The sequence below is a fragment of the Streptomyces sp. NPDC088817 genome, from assembly GCF_044750345.1.
Lineage (GTDB): Bacteria > Actinomycetota > Actinomycetes > Streptomycetales > Streptomycetaceae > Streptomyces.
On the sequence record NZ_JBIVJN010000005.1, the window covers coordinates 359,899 to 376,785 of the forward strand.

General features: G+C 72.8%; 15 protein-coding genes and 1 tRNA gene. 5 read left to right on the forward strand and 11 right to left on the reverse strand.

Features of this window, described 5'->3' with window-relative positions:
* Positions 1–21: 21 nt before the first annotated feature.
* The 3 genes from ACIP4X_RS12265 to pdhA are packed head-to-tail and all read right to left on the reverse strand — an operon-like array spanning position 22 to position 3,553.
* Positions 22–1,413 carry a dihydrolipoamide acetyltransferase family protein gene (locus ACIP4X_RS12265; RefSeq protein WP_358733210.1) on the reverse strand — a complete coding sequence of 464 codons (1,392 nt, stop codon included), beginning with the start codon at positions 1,411–1,413 and terminating at the stop codon, positions 22–24.
* Complete coding sequence (locus ACIP4X_RS12270; protein WP_358733212.1) at positions 1,413–2,417, reverse strand: alpha-ketoacid dehydrogenase subunit beta; 1,005 nt, start codon at positions 2,415–2,417, stop codon at positions 1,413–1,415. Before ACIP4X_RS12270 ends, ACIP4X_RS12265 begins: the two co-directional genes overlap by 1 nt.
* Positions 2,414–3,553 (reverse strand): pyruvate dehydrogenase (acetyl-transferring) E1 component subunit alpha, encoded by a 1,140-nt coding sequence (pdhA, locus tag ACIP4X_RS12275; RefSeq protein WP_358733214.1) that lies wholly within the window; start codon positions 3,551–3,553, stop codon positions 2,414–2,416. Before pdhA ends, ACIP4X_RS12270 begins: the two co-directional genes overlap by 4 nt.
* 175 nt (positions 3,554–3,728) lie before the next feature.
* Here pdhA and ACIP4X_RS12280 point away from each other — a divergent pair, with 175 nt between their 5' ends.
* The gene (locus ACIP4X_RS12280; RefSeq protein ID WP_358733215.1) at positions 3,729–4,241 is read left to right on the forward strand and encodes an Lrp/AsnC family transcriptional regulator; all 513 of its coding nucleotides are present in this window, start codon (positions 3,729–3,731) and stop codon (positions 4,239–4,241) included.
* Between the two features lie 13 nt (positions 4,242–4,254).
* Here ACIP4X_RS12280 and ACIP4X_RS12285 read toward each other — a convergent pair whose 3' ends face one another.
* Together ACIP4X_RS12285 and ACIP4X_RS12290 are read right to left on the reverse strand one after the other, a co-directional pair.
* Entirely contained in the window at positions 4,255–4,842 is a 588-nt protein-coding gene (locus tag ACIP4X_RS12285; protein WP_358733217.1) for a TetR/AcrR family transcriptional regulator, read from the reverse strand.
* Positions 4,839–6,353, reverse strand: coding sequence for a 3-hydroxyacyl-CoA dehydrogenase (locus ACIP4X_RS12290; RefSeq protein ID WP_401348059.1), 1,515 nt, complete (start codon positions 6,351–6,353; stop codon positions 4,839–4,841). The genes ACIP4X_RS12285 and ACIP4X_RS12290 overlap by 4 nt, the downstream gene beginning before the upstream one ends.
* Positions 6,354–6,523: 170 nt before the next feature.
* Here ACIP4X_RS12290 and paaN point away from each other — a divergent pair, with 170 nt between their 5' ends.
* On the forward strand, positions 6,524–8,215 hold the full coding sequence (gene paaN / locus ACIP4X_RS12295; RefSeq protein WP_358733220.1) for a phenylacetic acid degradation protein PaaN: 1,692 nt from the start codon (positions 6,524–6,526) through the stop codon (positions 8,213–8,215).
* Positions 8,216–8,237: 22 nt separating this feature from the next.
* Here the strand turns inward: paaN and ACIP4X_RS12300 are convergent, their stop codons facing one another.
* The 6 genes from ACIP4X_RS12300 to ACIP4X_RS12325 all read right to left on the reverse strand — a co-directional run bounded on the left by ACIP4X_RS12300 (position 8,238) and on the right by ACIP4X_RS12325 (position 13,331).
* Positions 8,238–8,990, reverse strand: coding sequence for a TrmH family RNA methyltransferase (locus tag ACIP4X_RS12300; RefSeq protein WP_358733222.1), 753 nt, complete (start codon positions 8,988–8,990; stop codon positions 8,238–8,240).
* Positions 8,987–10,198: an HTTM domain-containing protein gene (locus ACIP4X_RS12305; protein WP_391459315.1), complete on the reverse strand. Its 1,212-nt coding sequence runs from the start codon at positions 10,196–10,198 to the stop codon at positions 8,987–8,989. Before ACIP4X_RS12305 ends, ACIP4X_RS12300 begins: the two co-directional genes overlap by 4 nt.
* Entirely contained in the window at positions 10,195–10,818 is a 624-nt protein-coding gene (locus tag ACIP4X_RS12310; RefSeq protein WP_401348133.1) for a DUF5819 family protein, read from the reverse strand. Before ACIP4X_RS12310 ends, ACIP4X_RS12305 begins: the two co-directional genes overlap by 4 nt.
* Before the next feature lie 942 nt (positions 10,819–11,760).
* Entirely contained in the window at positions 11,761–12,090 is a 330-nt protein-coding gene (locus tag ACIP4X_RS12315; RefSeq protein ID WP_358733304.1) for a rhodanese-like domain-containing protein, read from the reverse strand.
* 93 nt (positions 12,091–12,183) lie between these two features.
* Entirely contained in the window at positions 12,184–13,032 is an 849-nt protein-coding gene (locus tag ACIP4X_RS12320) for a hypothetical protein (protein ID WP_401348064.1), read from the reverse strand.
* A gap of 212 nt (positions 13,033–13,244) precedes the next feature.
* Positions 13,245–13,331 (reverse strand) — tRNA-Leu (locus ACIP4X_RS12325).
* A 488-nt stretch (positions 13,332–13,819) separates the two neighbouring features.
* On the opposite strand from ACIP4X_RS12325, the gene ACIP4X_RS12330 reads away from it, so the two are divergent.
* From ACIP4X_RS12330 to ACIP4X_RS12340, 3 genes are all read left to right on the forward strand, one after another.
* A complete protein-coding gene (locus ACIP4X_RS12330) occupies positions 13,820–14,677 on the forward strand; it encodes an FhaA domain-containing protein (RefSeq protein ID WP_391459313.1) in 858 nt (285 codons plus the stop codon).
* A 10-nt stretch (positions 14,678–14,687) separates the two neighbouring features.
* Positions 14,688–15,203 (forward strand): FHA domain-containing protein, encoded by a 516-nt coding sequence (locus ACIP4X_RS12335; protein WP_358733228.1) that lies wholly within the window; start codon positions 14,688–14,690, stop codon positions 15,201–15,203.
* A gap of 121 nt (positions 15,204–15,324) precedes the next feature.
* A complete protein-coding gene (locus ACIP4X_RS12340) occupies positions 15,325–16,863 on the forward strand; it encodes a Stp1/IreP family PP2C-type Ser/Thr phosphatase (protein WP_358733230.1) in 1,539 nt (512 codons plus the stop codon).
* The last annotated feature ends 24 nt before the right edge of the window (positions 16,864–16,887 follow it).

Genomic DNA, 16,887 nt, shown 5'->3' on the forward strand with positions numbered 1-16,887 from the left:
AACGCGGGCGGGACACTGTCGTCACAGCGTGCGCAGGAGCACCGCCGGCTGTTCCACGCAGTCGGCCACATACCGCAGGAAACCGCCCGCCGTACCGCCGTCGCACACCCGGTGGTCGAAGGTCAGCGAGAGCTGCACGACCTGCCGCACCGCCAGCTCGCCCTCGTGCACCCACGGCTTGGGGACGATGCGGCCGACGCCGAGCATGGCGGCCTCCGGGTGGTTGATGATCGGCGTGGAGCCGTCGACGCCGAACACGCCGTAGTTGTTCAGCGTGAAGGTCCCGCCGGTGAGTTCGGCCGGGGTGAGGCCGCCGGCGCGGGCCACCTCGGTCAGCCGGGCGAACTCGGCGGTCAGCGACTCCGCGTCACGCGTGTGCGCGTCCCGCACGACCGGGACGACGAGTCCGCGTTCGGTCTGCGCGGCGAAGCCCAGGTGCACGGCGTCCAGCCGGACGATCTCCTTGGCCTCCAGGTCCACCCGCGAGTTGAGCTCGGGGTAGCGGGCGAGGGCGGCCGTGCAGATCCGGGCCAGCAGCGCGAGCAGGGAGATCTTCTGTCCCCCGGCGGCGTTCATGGCGGTCCGGGCGCGCATCAGCTCCGTCGCGTCGGCGTCCACCCAGCAGGTCGCGTCCGGGATCTCGCGACGGCTGCGGGAGAGCTTGTCGGCGACGGCGCCGCGCACTCCCTTGAGCGGAACACGGGTGCCGGAACCCTGCGCCGGCCCGGTCGCGGGCGCGGGAGCAGTCGCCGCGTCGGCGGTCCTGCCGCCTGCCGCGCCGGCCCTGAGCACGTCCTCGACGTCGGCGCGCAGGATCAGCCCCTCGGGCCCGGAGCCCGACAACTGCCGCAGGTCCACGCCGTTCTCCCGCGCCAGGCGGCGCACGAGCGGCGAGATCACGGGGACCGGACCGTCGGCGGGCCGCTCCGCCACCACGGCGGCCCGAGCCACCGGGGTCGCCGGGGCGCCCGTCGTACGCGCCGTCCCGTTGGCGGCCGGTGCCGCGGGCGCCGAAGGCGCCGCGGCGCCGCTCGTACCCGGGCGCGAGCCCTGCGTCATCGGTGCAGGGCGCACCCTGCGGCGGCGCGCCGGAGGCGCACCCGTGCCGTACCCGACCAGGACGTTGCCGGAGCCCTCGGTGTCGCCACCGGTCTCAGCGGCGTCCTGCTCCCCGACCGCGACCGTCAGCAGGGGCGCGCCCACGGGCAGTTCCGCGCCCTCCTCGCCGAAGCGGGCGGTGACCACGCCGGCGTAGGGGCAGGGCACCTCGACCATCGCCTTGGCCGTCTCGACCTCCACGACCGGCTGGTCGATGGCGACCACGTCGCCCACCTCGACCAGCCAGCGGACGACCTCCGCCTCGGTGAGCCCCTCGCCGAGGTCGGGGAGCCTGAACTCCAGCACCTGTGCCATCAGCTCTCCGCCTCCCACTGCAGACGCGCCACGGCGTCCAGGATCCGGTCGACGCCGGGCAGGTGGTGCCGCTCCAGCATCGGCGGCGGGTAGGGGAGGTCGAATCCGGCCACACGCAGCACCGGCGCCTCCAGGTGGTGGAAGCAGCGCTCCGTGACCCGGGCCGCGATCTCCCCGCCCGGGCCGCCGAACCCGCCCGACTCGTGCACGACGACCGCGCGTCCGGTGCGCCGCACCGACGCGCACACCGTCTCGTCGTCGAACGGCACCAGCGAGCGCAGGTCGACGACCTCAAGATCCCAGCCCTCGGCCCGCGCCGCCTCGGCGGCTTCGAGGCAGACGGGCACGGAGGGGCCGTACGTGATCAGCGTGGCGCTCCTGCCGGTGCGCCGCACCACCGCGCGGCCCACCGGCTCGACGGTCTGCGGGTCGTCCGGGTTCCAGTTGTCCTTCGACCAGTACAGCCGCTTGGGCTCCAGGAAGACGACCGGGTCGTCGGACGCGATGGAGGCCCGCAGCAGCCCGTAGGCGTCGGCGACGGTCGCGGGCATGACGACATGGAGCCCCGGAGTCGCCATGTAGTACGCCTCGGAGGAGTCGCTGTGGTGCTCCACCCCGCCGATGCCGCCGCCGTAGGGGATGCGGATGGTGATCGGCAGGGGCATCCGGCCGCGGGTGCGGTTGCGCATCTTGGCGACATGGCTGGCCAGTTGCTCGAACGCCGGGTAGGCGAAGGCGTCGAACTGCATCTCGACCACCGGGCGCAGCCCGTACATGGCCATGCCGACGGCGGCGCCGAGGATGCCGGCCTCGGCCAGCGGGGTGTCCGTGCAGCGGTCCTCGCCGAACTCCTTGGCGAGGCCGTCGGTGATGCGGAAGACACCGCCGAGGGTGCCGACGTCCTCACCCATGACGTGCACGGAGGGGTCGGCGGCCATCGCGTCGCGCAGCGCGCGCGTGAGGGCCTGGGCCATGGTGGCCGGCTTGAGCGCGACGGTGGTCATCGGGCCGTACCTTCCTGCGATTCGGCCTGGAGCTCGGCGACCAGCTGGTCGCGCTGCTCGCGCAGCTGCGGGGTCGGCTCCGCGTACACGTGGGCGAACAGGTCCATGGGGTCGAGCGGCGCGTCCTGGTTCATGCGCTCACGCAGCCGCGCGGCCATCGCCTCGGCGTCCTCGCGGGCGGCGCTGACACCGTCCTCGTCGAGCAGGCCGCGCCCGGTCAGCTCCCGCTCGAGGAGCTGGACCGGGTCGTGCTCGCGCCAGGCCTCGACCTCGGCGTCGCCGCGGTAGCGGGTGGCGTCGTCGGCGTTGGTGTGGGCGTCGATGCGGTAGGTCACCGCCTCGATCAGGGTGGGTCCGCCTCCCGCGCGCGCGTTCCGCACGGCGTCGGCGAGCACCTCGTGCACGGCCGCGGCGTCGTTGCCGTCGACCAGGCGGCCCGGCATGCCGTACCCGACGGCCTTGTGGGCCAGGGACGGTGCCGCGGTCTGCTTGGCGAGCGGGACGGAGATCGCGAAGCCGTTGTTCTGCACGAGGAAGATGACGGGTGCCTGCCAGACGGCGGCGAAGTTCAACGCCTCGTGGAAGTCGCCCTCGCTGGTGCCGCCGTCGCCGATCATCGCCAGCGCGACCACGTCGTCGCCCTTGAGACGGGCGGCGTGGGCGAGGCCGACGGCGTGCGGAAGCTGGGTGGCGAGCGGCGTGGACAGCGGGGCCACCCGGTGCTCGTAGGGGTCGTAGCCGGTGTGCCAGTCGCCGCGCAGCAGCGTCAGGGCCTCGACGGGGTCCACACCGCGGGCCACGACGGCGAGCGTGTCGCGGTAGCTCGGGAAGAGCCAGTCGCGCTCCTCCAGGGCGAGCGCGGCGGCGACCTCGCAGGCCTCCTGGCCGGTGCTGGAGGGGTAGACCGCCAGGCGGCCCTGCTTGGTCAGGGCGGTGGCCTGCGTGTTGTAACGGCGACCCAGGACCAGCTGCGCGTACAGCCGCCGCAGCAGCTCCGGATCGGCCTTCGCGGCCGCCTCCGTCCCCAGGACGCGGTAGGGCTCCGCGTCGGGCAGCAGCGGCGCGGGGTCGGTACGGGGCTGCCAGGCGGGCGGCGGCGAAGGCCGGTACGCGCCCCGCTGCTCCATGACCGTCATGACGGCACCTCCTCGTGGGAGCGGCTACGAAGGGCGCGTCGGGTGTGACACGCCCCACCTACCGATTGTTCGGTCGCCGGCACATTTTGGCTACAGGCGGGCCCAGGCTGTGGACAATCGGTTCTCCACAGCCTGAGATGTACGCACTACGTCCACAACGGAAAGGCGGGGGGACATGGCACCTGAACAAATGGCCGAGAACGCCGAGACCGCCGAGAACAGGAACGGCGCCGTACCGCCGCCGCGCCCGCTGGACGCGATCGACCAGGACATCCTGCGCATGCTCCAGACGGACGGGCGCGCGTCCATACGGTCCGTCGCCGAACGGGTCCACGTCTCGCGCGCCAACGCCTACGCCCGGATCAACCGGCTCATCGAGGACGGCGTCATCCGCGGCTTCGGCGCCCGCGTCGACCACGAACGCGCGGGACACGGCACGTCCGCGTACATCACGCTGAAGATCGTCCAGAACACCTGGCGCACCGTGCGCGAGCAGCTCAGGCAGCTCCCCGGCGCCCACCACATCGCACTGGTCGGCGGCGACTTCGACGTGCTGCTGCTCGTGCACACCCCGGACAACCGGGCGCTGCGGGAACTGGTCCTCACCCGGCTCCAGGCCATCCCCGAGGTGCTGAGCACGCGCACGCTGCTGGTGTTCGAGGAGGAGGACCTGGAGCCTCAGGGGTGAGGCCGGCGCGGGATCAGTCCTTGCGCAGCCCCGAGAACACCAGCCGCGTCACCGCGTCGGCGACCTCGCGCTCCGACATGCCACGCCCGTCGGGCCGGTACCACTCCACGATCGAGTTGATCATCCCGAAGACGAGCCGGGTCGCCAGCCGCACCTCCACGTCGGCGCGCACGTCCCCCTCCTCGGCCGCCGCCCTCAGCAGATCGGCCACCCGGTGGTCGAAGTCGCGGCGCCGCTCCAGCGCCCAGCGCTCGGTCTCGGTGTTGCCGCGCACGCGCAGCAGCAGCGTCACGTAGGGCAGTTCGCCGATGAGCACCTCGACCATGCGCCGCACCACGTACTCCAGGCGCTCGGCGGCGCGCCCCGCGCACGCGTGCTCCTCGTCGAGGATGCCGAACAGCTCGTCCAGCGCCCGGCTGACCGCCCGGCGCAGCAGTTCCTCCTTGCCGGCGACGTGGTGGTAGATCGACGACTTGGAGATGCCGGCCGCCCTGGACAGGTGCTCCATGGAGGTGCCGTCGTAGCCGCGCTCGTTGAAGACCCGGACGGCCACGGACAGCAGTGTCTCCGGGGTGTACGTGTCGCGCCTGGCGGTGGTCATGGGGTGCCCTCCCGCTTGTCGGTGGCGTAGGCGTGGCGATACAGCGCGAGCGACGGCGCGTAGCGGCCGGACGGCTCGCACTCCTGCAGGTTGTCCAGCACGGAGCAGGCCCAGGTGCCGCCGAGTCTGCGGCTCCACTCGAAGGGTCCGAGCGGGTAGTTGACGCCCAGGCGCATCGCGGTGTCGACGTCCTCCTCGGTGGCCACGCCCTTGGCGACGGCGTCGTGCGCCAGGTCGACGATCCGGGCGACCGTGCGGGCGACGATCATGCCGGGGACGTCCCCGATGACGCTGACCTTCTTGCCGAGCGCCTGGAACAGGCCGATGGCCTCGGCGACGGTCCTCGGGGAGGTGTCCTGGGAGGCGGACAGGGCGATCCGGGTGGCCCTGCGGTAGTCGAGGGCGAGGTCGAAGTAGACGACGTCCTTGAACTCCACGGAGGTCTGCCCGTCGGCGAGCACGAGCTGGCCGCCGCCCGGCAGCACCAGGCGGGTGCCGTGGTCCTCGTCCTCCTCGCGGACCTGGATGCCCGCCTCCCGGATCATCGCGAGCAGCTCCGAGGCGGGCCCGAGGTCCCCCTCGGCGACCACGTGGGCGGGCGCCGCCTCCGGCTCCGCGGTGTGCGGCTCGGGGCGCTCGGCGCCGTCGCGGTGGTCGTACCAGCCCCGGCCGCTCTTCCTGCCGAGCCGGCCGGACTCGACCAGGCGGCGCTGGGCGAGCGACGGCGTGAAGCGCACGTCCTGGAAGAACGACCGCCACACCGAGTGGGTGACGGACTCGTTGACGTCCTGCCCGATGAGGTCGGTCAGTTCGAAGGCGCCCATCCGGAAGCCGCCCGACTCGCGCAGGACGGCGTCGATGGTGGCGGGGTCGGCGCCCTGGGACTCGTACACCGCGAAGGCCTCGGCGTAGAAGGGCCGGGCGATCCGGTTGACGATGAAGCCGGGGGTGTCCGCGCAGGCCACGGGGGTCTTGCCCCAGGCGCGGGCCGTCTCGTACGCGCGCGTGGCCGACGTGACGTCGGTGGCGTACCCGGAGACCACCTCGACCAGCGGCATCAGCGGGGCCGGGTTGAAGAAGTGCAGGCCCACGAGGCGGCCCGGGACGCGCAGCGCGCCGCCGACGGCCGTCACCGACAGGGAGGAGGTGTTGGTGGCGAGCAGGCAGTCGTCGCCGACGACGCCCTCCAGCTCCTTCAGCAGCTCCTGCTTGACGTCGAGCCGCTCCAGGACGGCCTCGACGACCAGCGCGCAGTCGGCGAGTTCCGTGAGATCGTCGGCGGCCAGGAGCCGGGCGCGGGCGGCATCCCGTTCGGCCCCGGTCAGCCGGTCCTTCTCGACGAGCCGGTCGAGCCGGGTGCCGATCGCGGCGGCCGCCTCCCTGGCCCGCCCGGGCACGGCGTCGTACAGGCGTACGGTGTGGCCCGCGACCAGCGCGACCTGGGCTATGCCCTGGCCCATGGTGCCGGTGCCGACGACGGCCACGGGACTGCTGAGGTCGAGTGCTGTCATGTGCGCGATCCTCCCGCACGGCGCCGTTCACGGATGCGGCGGACCCCTTGTACCGACCGATCGTTCGGTTACTCTAACTCTGACCGCCTGTCCCTGCCCATGGCCGTGACCATGGAGATGCCAGATCACGGGCTCGACGACGAGCTCTTGAGACGAGGAGTTGGTCCCGCATGGCCGCCGAACTGACCGCACACGACCTGATCGCCAGGCATCGGCCCACCCTGGACCAGGCGCTGGAGGCGATCCGCACCCGCGCGTACTGGTCGCCCCACCCCGAGCACCCCAAGGCCTACGGGGACAACGGCAGCCTCGACGCGGCCGCCGGCAAGGCCGCCTTCGACGCCGTCCTGAACACCCGCCTCGACCTCGGCCAGCCCGGCACGGACGACTGGGTGGGCGGAGAGGTCTCGCCGTACGGCATCGAGCTGGGCGTGAGCTACCCGCACGCGGACATCGACGTGCTGCTGCCCGCCATGAAGGCCGGCCAGCGGGCATGGCGGGACGCGGGCGCGGAGGCGCGCGCCATGGTGTGCCTGGAGATCCTCAAGCGGATCAGCGACCGGACGCACGAGTTCGCGCACGCGGTCATGCACACCTCCGGCCAGGCCTTCATGATGGCGCTCCAGGCGGGCGGCCCGCACGCCCAGGACCGCGGCCTGGAGGCGGTGGCCTACGCGTACGTGGAGCAGGTGCGCACCCCCGACACCGCCGAGTGGACCAAGCCGCAGGGCAAGCGCGACCCGCTCGCCCTCACCAAGCAGTTCACCGCCGTCCCGCGCGGCATCGCGCTGGTCATCGGCTGCAACACCTTCCCCACCTGGAACGGCTTCCCGGGCCTGTTCGCCTCCCTCGCCACCGGCAACGCGGTCCTGGTCAAGCCGCACCCGCGCGCGGTGCTGCCGCTCGCGCTGACGGTGAAGACCGCCCGCGAGGTGCTCGCCGAGGCCGGCTTCGACCCGAACCTGATCGCGCTGACCGCCGAGCGGCCCGGCGAGGGCATCGCCAAGACGCTCGCCACCCGCCCCGAGATCAGGATCATCGACTACACGGGCTCGACGTCCTTCGGCGACTGGCTGGAGGCCAACGCCCGCCAGGCGCAGGTCTACACCGAGAAGGCCGGCGTCAACACGGTGCTCGTGGAGTCCGCCGGCGACTACAAGGGGATGCTCGCCAACCTGGCCTTCTCGCTGTCCCTGTACAGCGGCCAGATGTGCACCACCCCGCAGAACCTGCTGATCCCCCGAGAGGGCATCCGCACCGACCAGGGCCACAAGACCTTCGACGAGGTGACCGCCGACCTCGCCAAGGCGGTGGACGGCCTCCTCGGCGACGACGCACGCGCCAACGCGCTGCTCGGCGCGATCGTCAACCCGGACGTCAAGGCCCGTCTGGAGGCCGCCGCGGGCCTCGGCGAGGTCGCCCTCGCCTCCCGCGAGATCACCAACCCGGACTTCCCCGGCGCGGTCGTCCGCTCGCCGGTGATCGTGAAGCTGGACGGCTCCAAGCCGGACGCCGAGGCCGCCTACATGAACGAGTGCTTCGGCCCCGTCTCCTTCGCCGTCGCCGTCGACTCGGCCGCCGACGCGGTGGAGCTGCTGCGCCGCACGATCCGCGACAAGGGCGCGATGACGGTGGGCGCGTACACGACCGACGAGGAGGTCGAGGAGGCGGTGCGGGAGGTGTGCCTGGAGGAGGCCGCCCAGCTGTCGCTGAACCTCACCGGCGGGGTGTACGTCAACCAGACCGCCGCCTTCTCCGACTTCCACGGCTCCGGCGGCAACCCGGCGGCCAACGCGGCCCTCACGGACGGCGCGTTCGTCGCCAACCGCTTCCGCGTGGTGGAGGTCCGTCGGGAGGCGTAGAGAGGCCAGGCCCCGGTCCCGCTCAGGACGCGGGTGCGCCCCCGGTGGCGCTCCAGTGGTACAGCGTCATCGCCACACTGGTGGCGAGGTTGTAGCTGGAGACCTGGGGGCGCATCGGCAGCGCCAGCAGGTGGTCGGTGCGCGAGCGCAGTGCGGCGGACAGTCCGCTGCGCTCGGAGCCGAAGGCGAGCACGGCGTCGTCGGGCAGCTTCACACCCCGGATGTCCTCGCCCTCCGGGTCGAGCGCGAACAGCGGCCCGCGCGGGAGCTCGTCGACGTCCAGCCGCTCCACCGCGGTCGCGAAGTGCAGCCCCGCCCCGCCGCGCACCACGGTCGGGTGCCAGGGGTCCAGGATGCCCGTGGTGACCACTCCGGTCGCCCCGAAACCGGCGGCCAGACGGATCACCGCCCCCGCGTTGCCCAGGTTGCGCGGCTGGTCCAGGACGACGACCGGCGCGCTGCGCGGCGCGTGCGCCAGCGTGCGCAGGTTGGCCTCGCGCGACGGCCGTACCGCGAGGGCCGCCACGGCGGTGGGATGCGGGCGCGGCACCAGGGAGGCGTACGTCTCCCGCGGCACCTCGCTCAGCAGGCCGTCCAGCGTGTCCCGCACGTCCGGCGCCAGCTCGGCGGCGAGGGCGAGCGCCGCACTCCGGTCGGCGGTGACGGCCACCGGCACCTCGGCCCCGAAGCGCAGGGCGTGCTTGAGGGCGTGGAAGCCGTCGAGCAGCACGGAGCCGCCGGCCAGCCGGTGCCAGGCGCGTACGGGATCGCTCATGCCGGGAAGCCTACGCGGGCGGGCCCGGCCTCCTCCGGGGAGCGCGGGTCCGGCACCGGGGGCCGGTCCCCGTCCCGCCGCGGTCGCGTACGCGCGCGTGCCGCCAGTGCGCCCAGGCGGCGCAGGAACGGCGTCGGCAGGAACACCGCGTCCGCCGCGATCATCGCCAGCGAGAAGAACGGCAGCCCCAGCACCACCGCGATCGCGGCGTGCTCGGTCATCATGACCGCCAGCAGGACGTTCTTCACCCGTCGGTTGAACAGCGTGAACGGGAAGGCGACCTGCGCCATCACCGTCCCGTAGGTCACCAGCATCACCAGTGTGCCGCTGGCGGACAGCAGACCGGCCAGGGCCGGCCAGGGCGAGAAGTAGTCCAGGTGGAGCGGGTAGTAGACGGCGGTGCCGTCCTGCCAGCGCGAGCCCTGGATCTTGTACCAGCCGGCCGTGGCGTAGATCAGGCAGGCCTCCGCCATGATCACGAGCAGGGCGCCGTTGTGGACGACGCGGGCGACGACGTCGAGCAGCATCCGCGGCTGCGCCGAGCGCGCCCACCGCCCTGCCGCCCACCACAGGGCCAGGCCCAGCCACACCGTCCAGAGCACGACGGGCACGAACGCCTCGCCCTGTACCCGGCCCGCCGCGGTGACCACGGCGAGGAACAGCCCCAGCACACCCCACAGGACGGGGCCGGTCCGGTCGGGCACCCGCTCCCCGCGCGCGTGTGCCTCCCGTACCCGCTCGGCCCGGCGGGCGTCCAGCGACCAGACCTGGCCGCAGCGGGTGAACACCAGGTACAGCGACATCAGGTGCAGCACGTTGTCGCCGCCGTCGCCCACGAAGACGCTGCGGTTCTGCAGGGAGAGCACGCCGACCATGAAGACCACGGAGGTCGTTCGGGTGCGCCAGCCCAGGGCGAACAGCAGGCTCGCCAGCACGGCCAGCGCGTAGCAGGTCTCGAACCAGAGGTTCCCGCGGAACCACAGCAGGGCCGTGAAAGCGCCGTTGTCCGAGGCCAGTTGCTGCGCCAGGTTCCAGCTCCACGGGCCGTCGGGGCCGTAGAGCTGATGGCGGTGGGGGAACTCCCGCAGCAGGAACAGCAGCCAGGTCAGTGCGAAGCCGATGCGTATGACGGCGCTCTGGTAGGGGCCGAGGGCCGCCTCGGTGACCCGGGCGATCCCGCGCGAGAACGCGAGCGTGAGACGGTTCACCGCACGCCTCCCCGGGCCTCGCCGGCCGGCACCGTCCACCAGGGCAGCGTGCGGTAGGCCGGCTTGCCCGTCGTCTTCTCGCTGCTCCACGGGGGCGGGGGCACGTTGCTGGTACGGCTGCGGACCTGGACGCGTTCGAGGACGCCGCCCGCGTCGGCCGCGCCACCGCGTTCCAGGCGCAGCACCACGATGCGGCGCAGGTACTGCTCGGCCAGGGCGCCGCGCAGGCCCACCGGCCGGTTGTCGGCGTCGTGGGCGGCGCCGTAGAAGTCCCAGGCGCGGCGCAGCTGGTTCTGCTGGGTGTGGCTGGGCAGCAGGTTGCCGTCGATGGCCCGGCCGTCCTCGGCCGACAGGTCGTACCAGCCGGTGGTACGGGTACCGCCGTCCGCCGTTCCGACCTCGGCGCGCACCTGGACGGCGACGTTCTGCTGCAGCGGGTTCGGCGCGAACAGCTTCCAGTTCTGCTCGAACTCCGGGTAGATCCACCCGTCGACGGCCTCGGCGTGCTGCCTGTTCACCGTGTTCGACGGCGTGACGTGCAGAAACACCATCCCGAGATGCACGCACACCGCGACAGCGACCACCACGAGCGCCACCACCGCACCCACCTGATACGGCACAGCCAACGCGGCCACCCCGGAGGGAGGCGCCGCCGGGCCGCCGGGGGCGGGATCGGCAACCGGGGGTATGGGCCCGGCAGCCGGCGCGCTCCCGGCCTGACCGACGACACCCACGACGCCCTCGCCCGGCCCGTTGGCGGCTTGGCCGCCCCGATCGCTGCCGTCCGACCCGTCAGCGGCCGGTGGGCCGCCGGTTGGGTTGTCGGCGAGCCCGTCCGTGGACCGAGAGGCCGTGTCCGTACGAGGTTGGCCGTCGGCGGCCGTCAGGCCGTCCGTTGGGTCGTCGGCGGGGCCTGCAGCGGGCCGGGAGGCCTCGTCCGGGCAAGGTGGACCGTCGGGGGCCGTCAGGCCATCCGCTGGCTCGTCGATGGGCCCGTCCGTGGGCCGGGAGGCCTCGTCCGAGCAAGGTGCGCGGTCGGTGGCCGTCAGGCCATCCATTGAGTCGGCGCCGGAGCCGGCTGCAGGCCGGGAAGCCTCGTCCGCGCGAGGTCGGCCGTCGGTGGCCGTCAGGCCGCCGGTTGGGTCGTCGACGGGGCCGCCCGTGGACCGGGAGCCCTCGCGCGGGCGAGGCAGGCCCTCGGGGGCCAGCGGACCGTCCCTTGAGTCGTCGACGGAGCCGGCCGCCGACCGGGAGGCCTCGTCCGGGTGGGGGGCGTCCAGGTCGCTGGGGGCGCGTGAGGCGGTCGAGTCGTCGTCGTGCGCGTTCATCCCGCCCCGTTTCCGCTCCCGGTCCGTCCCGCGGCCGCCGCCCGGCCGCGGGGCGCCGTACCGCCGCGCGCACCGCTTCCCGGCGCCGTAGCGGAACGGTACTCAGGGCCGCCCTCCGGGCACACCCCCGGGGCGTACCGGGCTCTCACGCACGTCCGCCCGTCCCCCGGTGTCCGACGCTCCGTCAGGCACCCCTGGATTCATCGGGCTCGCGGGCCCCGGGTGGTCAAGGGGTCACACCACCTGGCCGGGCTGCCCCTCGTCGGTCACCACGGGACGGCCCGAGGCGGCCCACACCTGCATGCCGCCGTCGACGTTCACCGCGTCAACTCCCTGCTGGACGAGGTACATCGCGACCTGCGCCGACCGCCCGCCGGAGCGGCAGATCACATTGACCCGCCCGTCCTGGGGCGCCGCCTCGGTCAGTTCGCCGTACCGGGCCACGAACTCGCTCAGAGGGATGTGCAGCGCCCCCTCGGCGTGACCCGCCCGCCACTCGTCGTCCTCGCGGACGTCCAGCAGGAAGTCGCCGTCCTCGAGGTCCTGAACGCCGACCGTGGGCACACCAGCTCCGAAATGCATACCGCGACGCTACCCGAAGCCCGCCGGAGGGATCCGGCACGGACCCGGCACCCGGTCACGCACGAGTGACACGGGTCACTCCTGGCCCATCAGCCCGGCGAGCTCCGCCTCCCGCTCCGCGATCTCCTTGCGCAGCTGCTCGGCGACCTCGTCGAGGAGACGGTCCGGGTCGTCGGGGGCCAGCCGGAGCATCCCGGCGATCGCGCCGTCCTCCAGGCCCTTGGCGACCAGCGTGAGCACTTCCTTGCGCTGGGCGAGCCATTCGAGGCGGGCGTAGAGCTCCTCGCTGCGGCTCGGCGGCCGCTCCTTGGGCTTCGGCCCGGCCTCCCACTCCGCGCCCAGCTCCCGCAGCTCGTCCTCGGCGCCACGCGCGTAGGCGGCGTTGACCCGGGTGAGGAAGTCCTCGCGCCGCTGGCGCTCGCCGTCGTCCTGCACCAGGTCCGGGTGGGCCTTGCGGGCCAGTTCGCGGTACAGCCGGCGGGCCTCCTCGCTGGGGCGCACCTTCTGCGGGGGCCGCACGGGCAGATCGGTGAGCATCGCGACGCCCTCCGGATACAGCCCGTCGGAGTCCATCCAGCCGTTCAGCAGCTCGTCCACCCCGGGGATCGGCTGCAGATCGGCCCGCGCCTCCTGCGCCTTGCGCAGGTCCTCGGGGTCACCGCTGCGCGCGGCCCTGGCCTCGGCCGCGAGTACCTTCAGCTCCTCCAGCCGGGCGTAGAGCGGTCCGAGTCTCTGCTCGTGCAGCCGGGCGAAGTTCTCGACCTCCACTCGGAAGGTCTCCACCGCGATCTCGAACTCGATGAGCGCCTGTTCGGCGGCCCGCACGGCCCGCTCCAACCGCTCCTCGGGCCGCGCCGAAGCGCCCTCGGACGTCGCCCGGTCCGCCCCGGCGACGTCACCCTGCTCAGCTTCCGGGGTCGTCACCCGACCAGACTAGTGCCCCGCGCGCCGCGCCCGGGCCCACCGCCACGACGGCCGCGCCGCCCGACCCTCGCACACCCCTGGTCCATCACGTGAGATACCTCACGCGCCGGGACCCGGTCGACGTGTGCGCTCCCTCACATCCGTCGGCACAACGAAAAACGGGCCCCACCGTGACTTCCGTCACTGGCGGAGACCCGTTCATCGGTATCTCATGGTGCGCGAGGGGGGAGTTGAACCCCCACGCCCTTGCGGGCACTGGAACCTGAATCCAGCGCGTCTGCCTATTCCGCCACCCGCGCATTGGGTGTGTCCTCCGGCTCCGTTCCCCTGGGGGCCCGGCGCCTTCCGACATGCAGAACATTAGCACGCCCCGGACGGCGGATTCACATCCCTTTCCCCAGGGCAGGCGCACGGCAACGGCCGTGGCCGGCCCGCCCGCCACGCGGCCCGCCGGCCCCGGACGGCGCCACCCGGACAGAGTCCCGTTCCGTATCGAGGGACGCGCGTTCACGTATCAACCTCGTACCGGTCACACCCGTCTGCCCAGGAGCCGGGCAAGGTCGGCCGCCGGGTGCGGGACACTGGTCTGCGACCCCCTCTACGATCCTGGGCAGAAGTACCGAGCGACACCGGGCACGCGACAGGCGTCGACACCCGCCGACAGGGCCGACAGGGGGAACCAGCCGATTCACCGGCGCGTGGATACGATCAGTAAGCAGTACCAGGCAAGCAATACGCAGCACGACCGCAAGACCCGCAGCGACGGCAACTACGGAGGAGGTGCCCCATGGGAGTCCTGAAGAAGTTCGAGCAGCGTCTCGAAGGTCTGGTCAACGGCACCTTCGCCAAGGTCTTCAAGTCCGAGGTCCAGCCCGTGGAGATCGCGGGTGCGCTCCAGCGCGAGTGCGACAACAACGCGACGATCTGGAACCGCGACCGCACCGTCGTACCCAATGACTTCATCGTGGAGCTCAGCGCCCCCGACTTCGAGCGTCTGAGCCCCTACTCCGGCCAGCTCGGCGACGAGCTCGCCGGCATGGTGCGCGACTACGCCAAGCAGCAGCGCTACACCTTCATGGGGCCGATCAAGGTCCACCTGGAGAAGGCCGAGGACCTGGACACCGGTCTGTACCGGGTGCGCAGCCGCACGCTCGCCTCCTCCAGCAGCCAGCAGGCGCCCCAGGCCCCCTCGGCCGGCCCGGCCGGCCGTCCCGCCGCCCCCGGCGGATACGGCTACCCGCCCGCCGCGGGCCCCTCGGCGGCGCCCCCCATGCCGGCCGCGCCGCCGCCCGGCGCCCGCCCCGGCGGCTACGGCTACCCGCCGGCCGCCCAGCGCCCCGCGCCCGCCCCGGCGGCCGGCGGCCACACCCGCTACTGGATCGAGATCAACGGCAGCCGCCACCAGATCTCCCGCCCGACACTCGTGCTCGGCCGCAGCACCGAGGCCGACGTGCGGATCGACGACCCCGGCGTCTCCCGCCGGCACTGCGAGATCCGGACCGGAACGCCCTCGACGATCCAGGATCTCGGGTCCACCAACGGCATCGTGGTGGACGGGCAGCACACCACCCGCGCTACGCTCCGCGACGGCTCGCGGATCGTCGTGGGCAGCACCACCATCATTTACCGGCAAGCCGAAGGGTGAAGCGGGGGCAATGTCAGAGCTGACCCTCACGGTCATGCGGCTGGGTTTCCTGGCCGTACTGTGGCTGTTCGTGATCGTGGCCGTGCAGGTCATCCGCAGCGACCTGTTCGGTACGCGCGTCACCCAGCGGGGGTCCCGCAGGGAGACCGCCCGGCCGCAGCAGGCCGCGCGCCAGGCCGCGGCGCCGCCGCAGCAGCGCGGTCAGCAGGGCGGTGGCCGCCAGCGTCGCAACGCCCCCAGCAAACTCGTGGTGACCGAGGGCATCCTCACCGGCACCACCGTCGCGCTGCAGGGCCAGACCATCAGCCTGGGCCGCGCGCACGACTCCACGATCGTGCTGGACGACGACTACGCCTCCAGCCGCCATGCCAGGATCTACCCGGACCAGGGCGGCCAGTGGATCGTCGAGGACCTCGGATCCACCAACGGCACATACCTGGACCGGACCCGGCTGACGACCCCCACACCGATCCCGCTGGGCGCGCCGATCCGCATCGGCAAGACCGTCATCGAGCTGCGGAAGTAATACGACTAATGAGCGAGCGGAGCGAGCACGCAACGGCGGCCGGCACCCCGGGCCCCGGCGCGCTCCCGACCGGAGGGTGGGCACCGTGCGGATGTACCCGGAGCCGACGGGCGAGGTGCGCATGAGTCTGTCACTGCGCTTCGCCGCCGGATCGCACAAAGGCATGATCCGCGAGGGCAACGAGGATTCCGGCTACGCCGGACCGCGGCTGCTCGCGATCGCCGACGGAATGGGCGGCCAGGCCGCCGGCGAGGTCGCCTCCTCCGAGGTGATCTCCACCATCGTCGCCCTCGACGACGACATCCCCGGCTCCGACATCCTCACCTCGCTCGGCACCGCCGTGCGGCGCGCCAACGACCAGCTGCGCGCCATGGTCGAGGAGGACCCGCAGCTGGAGGGCATGGGCACCACGCTCACCGCCCTGCTGTGGACCGGTCAGCGCCTCGGCCTGGTGCACGTGGGCGACTCGCGCGCCTACCTCCTGCGCGACGGCGTGCTGACCCAGATCACGCAGGACCACACCTGGGTGCAGCGCCTCGTCGACGAGGGACGCATCACCGAGGAGGAGGCCACCACTCACCCGCAGCGCGCGCTGCTCATGCGCGCCCTCGGCAGCGGCGAACACGTCGAACCCGACCTGTCCATCCGCGAGGTGCGCGCCGGTGACCGCTACCTGATCTGCTCCGACGGCCTCAGCGGCGTCGTCTCCCACCAGACGATGGAGGAGACCCTCGCCGGCTACCAGGGCCCGCAGGAGACCGTGCAGGAACTGATCCAGTTCGCGTTGCGCGGCGGCGGCCCCGACAACATCACCGTGATCGTCGCCGACGTCCTCGACCTGGACACCGGCGACACCCTCGCCGGGCAGCTCTCCGACACCCCGGTCGTGGTCGGCGCGGTCGCCGAGAACCAGAACCACCTGCACGACAACGGCATCATGCAGACCCCCGCCGGACGCGCCTCGGGCCTCGGCCGCCAGGTGCCCGGACAGGGCGGCGGTGGCGGCGAGTTCGGCCCGCCCGGATCCGGCGGCGACACCGCCGGCTACGCCCCCGCGGGCGACTACGGCGAGGACGACTTCGTCAAGCCGCGCAAGAGCCGCAGATGGCTCAAGCGCTCCTTCTACAGCGTGCTCACGCTCGCGGTCCTCGGCGGCGGCCTCTACGGCGGTTACCGCTGGACGCAGACGCAGTACTTCGTCGGCGCCAACGAGGAGCACGTCGCCCTGTACCGGGGCATCAGCCAGGACCTGGCGTGGCTGAAGCTGTCGAAGATCCACACCGACCACCCCGAGATCGAACTCAAGTACCTGCCGCCCTACCAGCAGCAGCAGGTCAGAGCGACGATCACCGCGGGCGGTCTGGCCAACGCCCAGAAGAAGGTCGACGAGCTGTCCGTGCAGGCCTCCGCGTGCAAGAAGCAGGCCCAGCGCCGCACCGCCGAGGACAAGAACGGCGCCAAGGCGGAGGAGGGCCAGGCGGGCGGCACCACGGGAACCACCCGCACCGCCTTCACGTCCAAGGCGACGCCGGCGCCGAACCCGTCGACGACCAAGTCCCCGTCCTCCCCGTCCACGTCCGCCACCGCGTCCACTCCCAGCCCCGGCCCCACTCTCTCGGAGGAAGAGCAGAAGGTCGTCTCGCTGTGCGGTAAGCAGTAGGCAAGCCGTGAGAGGCCCTGTCAC